Origin of the sequence: Paenibacillus sp. FSL H8-0537, assembly GCF_038051995.1 — a bacterium.
Taxonomy (GTDB): Bacteria; Bacillota; Bacilli; order Paenibacillales; family Paenibacillaceae; genus Pristimantibacillus.
Genome location: NZ_CP150290.1, coordinates 4,207,941 through 4,216,301 on the forward strand (window position 1 = coordinate 4,207,941; position 8,361 = coordinate 4,216,301).

1 protein-coding gene is annotated in these 8,361 nt (G+C 60.4%); it reads right to left on the reverse strand.

Features of this window, described 5'->3' with window-relative positions; translation table 11 throughout:
* Nucleotides 1–17: 17 nt before the first annotated feature.
* On the reverse strand, nt 18–8,318 hold the full coding sequence (locus MHB80_RS17720) for an SDR family NAD(P)-dependent oxidoreductase (protein WP_341278224.1): 8,301 nt from the start codon (nt 8,316–8,318) through the stop codon (nt 18–20).
* Between the last annotated feature and the right edge of the window lie 43 nt (nt 8,319–8,361).

Below are 8,361 nucleotides of genomic sequence, written 5' to 3' on the forward strand. Positions count from 1 at the left end.
TTCATTTAGTCAAGAGATCAATTCGGGATCAGGGCGCTGCTGATTTTCAGAAGGGCTTCTTCGAGGGTGATCTCTTCGTCCACCATCTCGTCCAGAATCTGCTCATAGAACCCTTCGTCAAAATTCGGCCCCTCCACCGCCCAGCATCTCTCACGGGCAAACGGATAGGTCGGTAGCGAGAGGCGGCGCGGTCTCTCCGTACCATACAAAGAACCGTACTCCACACGCAGGCCCTTGACCCAGAGGTCGGCCAGCTTGGCAAGCTGGCCGCTCTCCCACCATTTCGTCACGAGCTCCTGCATATCTTGATCCGCCGCGAACGACAGCGAGCTGTCCGTCGCGCCTTTGACCTGACCGCGGAAGACCGCGCCAAGCGCCGGATGGCCTTGCAGATAAGCGGACAGCTTCTGCTGCAGGTCCTGTGCGGAGGTTGCCACCACGGCAAGCCGCTCTTCCATCACTTCGCGCCCCACCTGCAAGGTATAGACCGCATCGGCGAGCGTTTCATCCGTCACAACCTGTCTGTTGATCGCCGCCTGCAGGCGCAGCACCTGCTCGTGCAGACGCTGCTCGTCTTTGGCGGACAGCACGAGCAGAGCCGGACGGTTCTGCGCGATACGGGCAGCCGCTCGCGGTGCTACCTCCGGCACATGCTCCTCGATCACAAGATGCGCATTGGAACCTCCCGCTCCGAACGAGGAGATGCCAGCGATGCGCGGAACCTCGCGAAGCTCGCCGTCCACCTCCAGCAGCGGCCGCTTCCACTCCGCCAGTTCCCGCTGCACGACGAACGGCGTCCGACCAAAGTCGATGTTCGGGTTAAGCACGTCTGCGTGCAGAGACGGCACTAGCTGGCGATGCTTCATCTGCAGCAGCACTTTGGTCAGGCCCGCAATGCCAGCCGCACTCTCGCAGTGGCCTATATTCGATTTGACTGATCCGATCGAGCAGAATTGCGTGTCTGTCGTGTCTTCTTGGAAGACTCTCATCAATCCGGCAATCTCGATCGGGTCGCCGAGCGCCGTTCCCGTGCCGTGCGCTTCCAAGTAAGAGAGGGAGCGCGGGTGAATGCCAGCCTTTTTGAACGCGCGTCCGATCACGCGAGCTTGCAGATTCGGATTCGGGACGGAGTAGCCATTGGTCTTGCCGCCGTGATTGACCGCCGTCCCCTTGATCACGCCGTAGATCTGGTCGCCGTCCTCTAGCGCCCTGGCGAGCGGTTTGAGCAGCACAGCGCCGACGCCTTCACCCGGCACGTACCCGTCGCCCCCTTCACCAAAGCTCTCACAGCGCCCTTTGCTCGACGCAAACTTGCCTTGGCCGAGCATCAGGTACTTGTTCGGATGCAAGGACAGGTTGACCCCTCCGGCCACGGCCAGCTCGCAGTCGCCTTGCTCCAGACTCTGGCAGGCCAGATGAATCGCCGTGAGCGACGAGGAGCACATCGTATCGACCGCAAGGCTCGGGCCGTGCAAGTTGAAGAAATAGGACACGCGGTTGGCGATCGACGACGGGTTGCCCGACAATGCCATCGGACGGCCCCGCAACGTCTCCTCCGCTCCGTAGAACTGATACTCCGAGTACATCACCCCGACATAGACCCCGACATTGCGCTCCTCGCCCGATTCCCCGCCTGACACAAGCGTGTCGCGAGTGTAGCCCGCATCTTCCATCGCCTCATACACGGACTGCAGGAACAGGCGCTCTTGCGGGTCCATGATCTCAGCTTCCCGAGGTGCAATGTTGAAGAACAGCGGGTCGAACTTGTCGACATCGCGCATGAACCCGCCCCACTTGCTGTACGTCTTGCCACGCTTGCTGCGATCCGTGTCATAATACGGGCTGTGATCCCAGCGCTCCTTTGGAATTTCGGTGATCGAGTCCCGACCCTCGCGCAAGTTGTTCCAGAATGCCTCCAGATCATGCGCCTGCGGGTAGCGCCCTGACAGGCCGATGATCGCGATGTCGAGCGCGCCGCTCTGTTTGGTCGGCTCCTTGACCGCCGCGCGAACCGGCGCGACGACCTTCCGCACAGGTGCTGCCACCGAAACCGATGCAGGCTCTGCTAGTCGCTCCTCGACCCCGAGCAGGTCAATCAGATGGGCACGGTGATTTTTCAAAAAGTACCCGGTCAGATCACGAATGTTCTGGTACTCGAAGAACAGCGTCTTCGGCAACGCACCGAACGTTTTTTCCAATTGACGGGTCAGCTGCATCACCATGATCGAGTCGATGCCGTACACTTCCAGCGGCCTAGACGCTTCGATGCTCTCAGCCGGAACTCCCAGGACGGAGGACAGCTGCTTTTTGAAAAAATCGGCCGCTGCGCTCGCCAGAACCGCCTCTTCCTTGGCAGTCGGGATTGGAGCTGCGGGAACCTGCTTGTTGGTCTCGCCTGTCAGCAGGTCGATCACCTGCTGAATCGTCGGCAGTTCCGAGAAGGTGCTCGGCGTCAGATCCAGGCCGAACTCCTCGTTGAGACGATCGGCCAGCTCATTCATCAGAAACGCATCGATCCCGTAGTCCAACCACTCGGCCTCGGCATCCAGTTCATCAGGTCTGACCTGCAGCAAGTCCGAGGCGAGCTGCAGCACTCTCGCTTGCACTTGGCCAGCTACGCTGTGAACCGGACGGGCAGCAGGAGCAGGGAACAGCGGGTGCAGCTTCTCCGTGATCCGGGCGAGGTCGCCCTGCACCACCATCAACTGATCGCACCCGATGGCCAAGCCCTGATAGAGAGCCCGAATCCCGTTCCGGCTCTCCAGCGGGATCATCCCCGTATGCTCTCTCATCCATTGCTCCGTCTCTGCATCCACCTGCATTCCGCCGTCTTGCCAGAGCGGCCAGTCGATCGCAAGCGTGCGGCCTTGGCGTTGCCCGCGAGCGACCAGACGATTGCGCTCGGCAGCATAAGCATCCAAGAATCCATTGGCCGCCGCATAATCGGCCTGCCCCGGATTGCCGAGGCAGCCGGCCACAGCGGAGAACAGCACGAAGAAGTCCAGCGGCAGCCCAATGCTCGAACGGTCGAGGTGGACCAAACCGCTCACTTTGGGAGCCAGCACCTCCTGCATCTCCTGCCCGGTCTTGCGGATGATGAAGTTGTCGCGGATCACGCCAGCTCCGTGCAGGATGCCTTGGAGGGTGCCATAGTGCGCCCGGATCTCCTCAAACAGTCCTGCGACCGCCTCTTCTCGCGTCACATCGACCTGTTGGTACTCGATGTGTGCGCCGAGATCCTTAAGCTCCCGCAGAGCCGCTTGCTGCTGCAGGCCCAAGGGGGAGCGGCCGGTGAGGATCAGTCGCGGAGCCTTGACTTGGCTTGCGATCTCTTTGGCAAAAATCAGGCCGAGTCCTCCCGCACCGCCGGTCAGAAGGTAGACGCCGCCATCGCGCCACGGGATATGTAACGCCTGCTGCGAGACTTCCGCCACATCCCAAGAAGCGACCCAGCGCTGCCCGTATCGGTAGCGGATGCGGTCATCTTGCAGGGAATGGCGATTTTCCAAAAGCTTGAGTTCCAATCCTGCCGTGTCCTCGACCTCGATCAGCTGCGCGGTCAGGTTCGGGTTCTCGCGGCGGGCGCTGCGAAGCAGTCCGGCAAGGCCGCTGAAGACCTGACCTTCTCCGTCGGCAGGCACCACGACTTGCACCAGCGCCTTGCCCTGTGGCTTGCTGCGCAGAAGGGTCTGAATCTCTTCGAACACGCGCACCGCATACGCTTGGTAGCGCTCGGCGATGTCCTGACGATCCGACTGCAGCGCCACGACCTGTCCACCGAGCACGAGAGGTGCCGTCAGCTCGCAGAGCAGCACCAGATGCTGCGACAGGGCAGGAAGGGCCGTCTTCTGCGCGATGCCCTGCTGCTTCCAGCTCGGCTGCAGCAAGTGCGCTCCCTGCGTGCGCCCCCCTGCTCCCTCTTCCAGAACGCGCGAGGTGTAGCCTTTCAAGCGCACGCGCACCTGACCATTTTCGTCACACGCATCCACGTCGAACTTTTGCACCTTGTCTTCCGCTCTGCTGCCTTCGCTGCGGCGCACCACGGCCCACATCGAGGGCGTGCACGGACCGTAGATCTCGACTTCCTCAAACGCGAAGGGCACAAGCGGCTTGAATGACGCAGTGCCGAGCATCAGGCCGATCGCGGCCTGCAGCGCCGCGTCCATGAGGCTCGGGTGCAGAACGTAGCGGCTCTCTATGTCAGCCACGCAATCGGGCAGCGACAACTTCGCCAGCACCTGCCCCGTTCCGATCGACAGGCTCTCGATCCCTTGGTGTGCCGGCCCGTAGTCCAGCCCGGCTTGGCGGAAGAGCTCGTACAGCTCGGAAGCGCTGATTCGGTTCTGCGAGCAGGCCGTCTGCAGCGTAGCGAGATCGACGGCAGGAGCATCTGCCTTACCCAAGCGTCTCGCCCGGCCTTGGCTGTGTACGACAGCCCCCCGCCCGTCTCTGACTTCAAAGGAAATCTCCTCGCCCTCTTCCGCCCGCAGCCCGACCTGAACCTCGACCGGCCAGTTCCCTGCGAGGATCGGGCTTGCGAAGCCCACATGCTGCAAGCGCCATGCGCTGCCTTCTTCGCTCGCTCCCGCCGCCAGCTCAAGAGCTGCGCGGACCATTTCGAGATGGGCCACGCCCGGCAGAATCCGCTGTCCGTTGATCACATGATCGGCAAGGAAGAACTCTTTTCCTGTAAAAACAGACGCATAGCGCTGCTCTTCCAGCACCGAAATGTTTTCGTGCAGCAACGGATGGAGCATGCGGGAGTTTGTGCCGCCCGCCTTCGCGACAGACTGCGCCGAACCTTCCGGCTTCCAATACCGCTCCTTGGCAAACGGATATGTCGGCAGCGGGATGCGTGCATAGGGAAGCCCTTCAAACAGGCGTCCGTACTCCAGCGCATAGCCTTGTGCATACAGATCGGCCACGGCCGCGAGCTGTTCGAGCAGGTCTGCCCCTTGGGCAGCATGGCGACAGTTTTCGATGCACTGGTTGCCGTAGCGTTTGAGCGACGGCTGTTCCCGAAGTTCGTTCTCAAGCAATTCGCCGTGATGCACACCAGCGACTTTTCCCGTCTCCCGCCATTTTTGCAGTGACTTGACCAGTTCCGGCACATCGCGCACCACGCAGGCCAAGCGGTGAGACAGATGCTTGCGCCCGACGAGCAAGGTGTAGCTGATGTTGCCGCAGTCCGCATTCGGTTCCTGCTCGCAGAAGGCGATCAGATTCTGCACCTGCTTGCGAAGCTGTTCGGCGGTGCGAGCGGACAGCACGATCAGATGCCCCGCTCTGTCAATCGGCGTCTGAACGGTCTGCGGCGGTTCCTCGATCACCATATGCGCGTTGGTGCCGCTGAACCCGAAGGCGCTGATCGCCGCGCGGCGCTTGCTCCCCGGCTCGATGCTCCAGTCCCGCAGCTTGGTGTTTACATAGAACGGGCTGCCTTGATGCTCGATGTCTGCATTCCACGCATCAAAATGAAGCGAGGGCGGCAGTTGTTTGTGTTCCAGCGCAAGCAGGATTTTGAGCACCCCGGCGACCCCGGCCGCCGCAGCTGCGTGTCCGATGTTCGTTTTGATCGAACCGATCGCGCAGTATTCCTTGCGATCCGTGTAGGCGCGGAAGGCGCGGGTCAAGGCGTCGAACTCGATCGGATCGCCGAGCTTGGTTCCGGTGCCGTGCGCTTCGACCAGTTGAATCTGCTCCGGATCGATCCCATGCGTCTCATAGACCTTGCGCTCTAGACGCTCTTGCGAATTGGCGCTGGGAGCGGTGATTCCGTTTGTCGTGCCGTCCTGGTTGAGCGCTGAGCCTCGAATCACGCCATAAATATGATCTCGGTCAGCGAGCGCGTCTTTCAGTCGTTTGAGGACGACGACCCCCACGCCTTCTCCCGGCACGAATCCGTTCGCCTGGTCATCGAACGTGTGACAGCGCCCCGTCGCCGAGAGCATGCTCGCACGCTCTGCCGTCAAGTAGAAACGAGGCGTGCTCTGGATAAAAACGCCGCCGGCCAGCGCCATGTCCGTCTCCCCCGACCGCAACCCTTGGCAAGCCAAGTGGATGGAGACGAGCGAGCTCGAACAAGCCGTATCGACCGCGACCGCCGGGCCTTGAAGGTCTAGGAAATACGAGATGCGCGCCGGAATCACAGAGGCGGCGTTGCCCCACATCGATTGTGCTGGTGCCTGTTCAACCATCGACTGCTGGTAGTCGCCTCCGTTGATCCCGACATACACCCCGCAGGAGGCTCCTTTGACCGCGTCGCCGGCATAACCGGCCAGTTCGAGCGCTTTCCAAGACTCTTCGAGGAAAATGCGCTGCTGTGGGTCCATGTACGTCGCTTCAACGCCCGAGATGTGGAAGAACAGCGGATCGAAGCGGTCGATGTCATCGAGGAAGCCGCCTTCGTTGCAAAAGCGTGCTCCCTCCGCATGATAAGAGCGAAGATCCCATCGCGTCACCGGTCCCACGAGATCGTCTCCGTTCGCCAGATGCTCCCACAGCTCGCCCAAGTCCCCCGACTTCGAAAAACGCCCGCTCATGCCGACGATCGCAATCGCATTAAAATCTCCGCCTTGTTCGGAGATCTTTTTCCCCGCATCGTCTCGACCGTCAACACGACCGCCTTCTCGAGCACTTTCTCGAGCGCCTTGCTGAACGTCAGCTTGAGCTCTTGCCGTTTGCACCAATTTTGCTGCCGATGCAATTGTATTTGCAATTGCAGGGTCATTTGCGATTGCAGTCGCTGAGGTCGTCGCCGATGTTTGAGGCTTGGCGGGAGCGAACGCTGTGGCAAGCGCTTCTTTGTATTGCCGGAGTATGTAGGAAGCCAGTTGGTTGACCGAGCTGTAATCGAACAGGTTCGTCGTCTTCAAACCGATCGGCAGCTTGTCGTTTAGTGCCTGCACCAGATGAACACCCGTGATCGAGTCCAGACCGTAATCGGCAAACGACTTGTCAGAATCAATCCGTTCCCGATCCACTTTTAAAGAAGAGAAGAGCTGGTCCTTGATCGCCTTCTTCACCCGCTCCTCGATCAGCGCTTCCGTCACCTCGGATGCCGGAGCCTCGCCCGCTTCTCTCGACACGACGGGGGTCTCCGTTTTGGGCGACTTCGCTGCGGTGGAGGCCACCGTCTGCCCTTGCCCCTGTTTCTGTCGCACCACCCCGTCGCTTTCCGCCACGATGATCTGCTGGCCGAGATCGTGCGCCTTTTGCGCCGGATGATCGACCGCGCGGAATCCTTCCGTTTTCAGCACCGAGGACCAGGTCTCCGGAGACAAGCCCGGGCAACCCGGCATGCGCAGCTCCGCATCCTCATACCGCCACCATCCATCGAGCAGGCCAAAGGTCAGGTGCGTGAACACCGAATTGCGGCTCATCTCGTTGAGCAGCAACAGGCCGTTTTTTGCTAAAACAGCCTTGGCATTGCGCAAAGTCTGGCGAATGTTCTTGGTGGCATGTAGGCAGTTGGTCGCCAACACGAGGTCATACGCCCCCGCGTCCAGTCCCTGCCCGGCGATCGGCTCCTCCACATTGAATACTCGATAGGTCAAATACGGAGCCTTCGGAGCATACTCCCGTTCGGCATGGAGCAAAAACGCCTTGGAGATGTCCGTGTAGCAATATTCTTCGACGTGCTGCTGATAAGGTTGCAGCTTATCAAACACCATCGCGCTCGTCCCGCCGGTTCCGGCTCCGATCTCCAAGATGCGAATGCGCGCCGCCGGCTCGTTTTTCAAACGCTCCTGCAGGTAGAGGACCACGGTGTCGGCCAGCACTTCGTTGTAGCCGTCAGAGATCGCGTTGATTTTATACACGCCTTCCACCAGCTTCATCGAGGCATCAGGAAACAGGATGTCCGTCGCCGCCCGCTTGCCCGTCAGAATGTCCGGCAGTGCGCGCATCGTCGTCTCGACCAGCACGACCTGCGCCTTGAGCTCCGCTTTTTCCAGCCAGCGAGACTTTCTCGCCTCCCACTCCTGCCAGAGCGTTTCCGACGATTCGTCGAAGCTGAGATGCGCATAACGGGTCAATAGGGCGAGGCTTTCTTCGTACCACTTGTTATATAAGTCGGTCAAGAACCCGCGAGCCGGGTTCTTGACCGGATGCAGTCCCAGTTCGCGCAGGTGCGCCCCGAGCAGACGACAGAGGAGTTCATCCAGTTCCTCGCGTTCACGGCTGCCTTCCGCCCAGACGCGAAGGAGGGTGGCGTCATCAGACACGAACTCCTTTCGGATCTGTTTTACAATGGAGGGATGCTTATGCGGATAAACGGTGATGATGTCTCCTGCTCTTGTCCCTAGATACCGAATCATGTTCTTGCCCCCTCAAGTCAGGTGATTTGCTTTCCTATCTTTT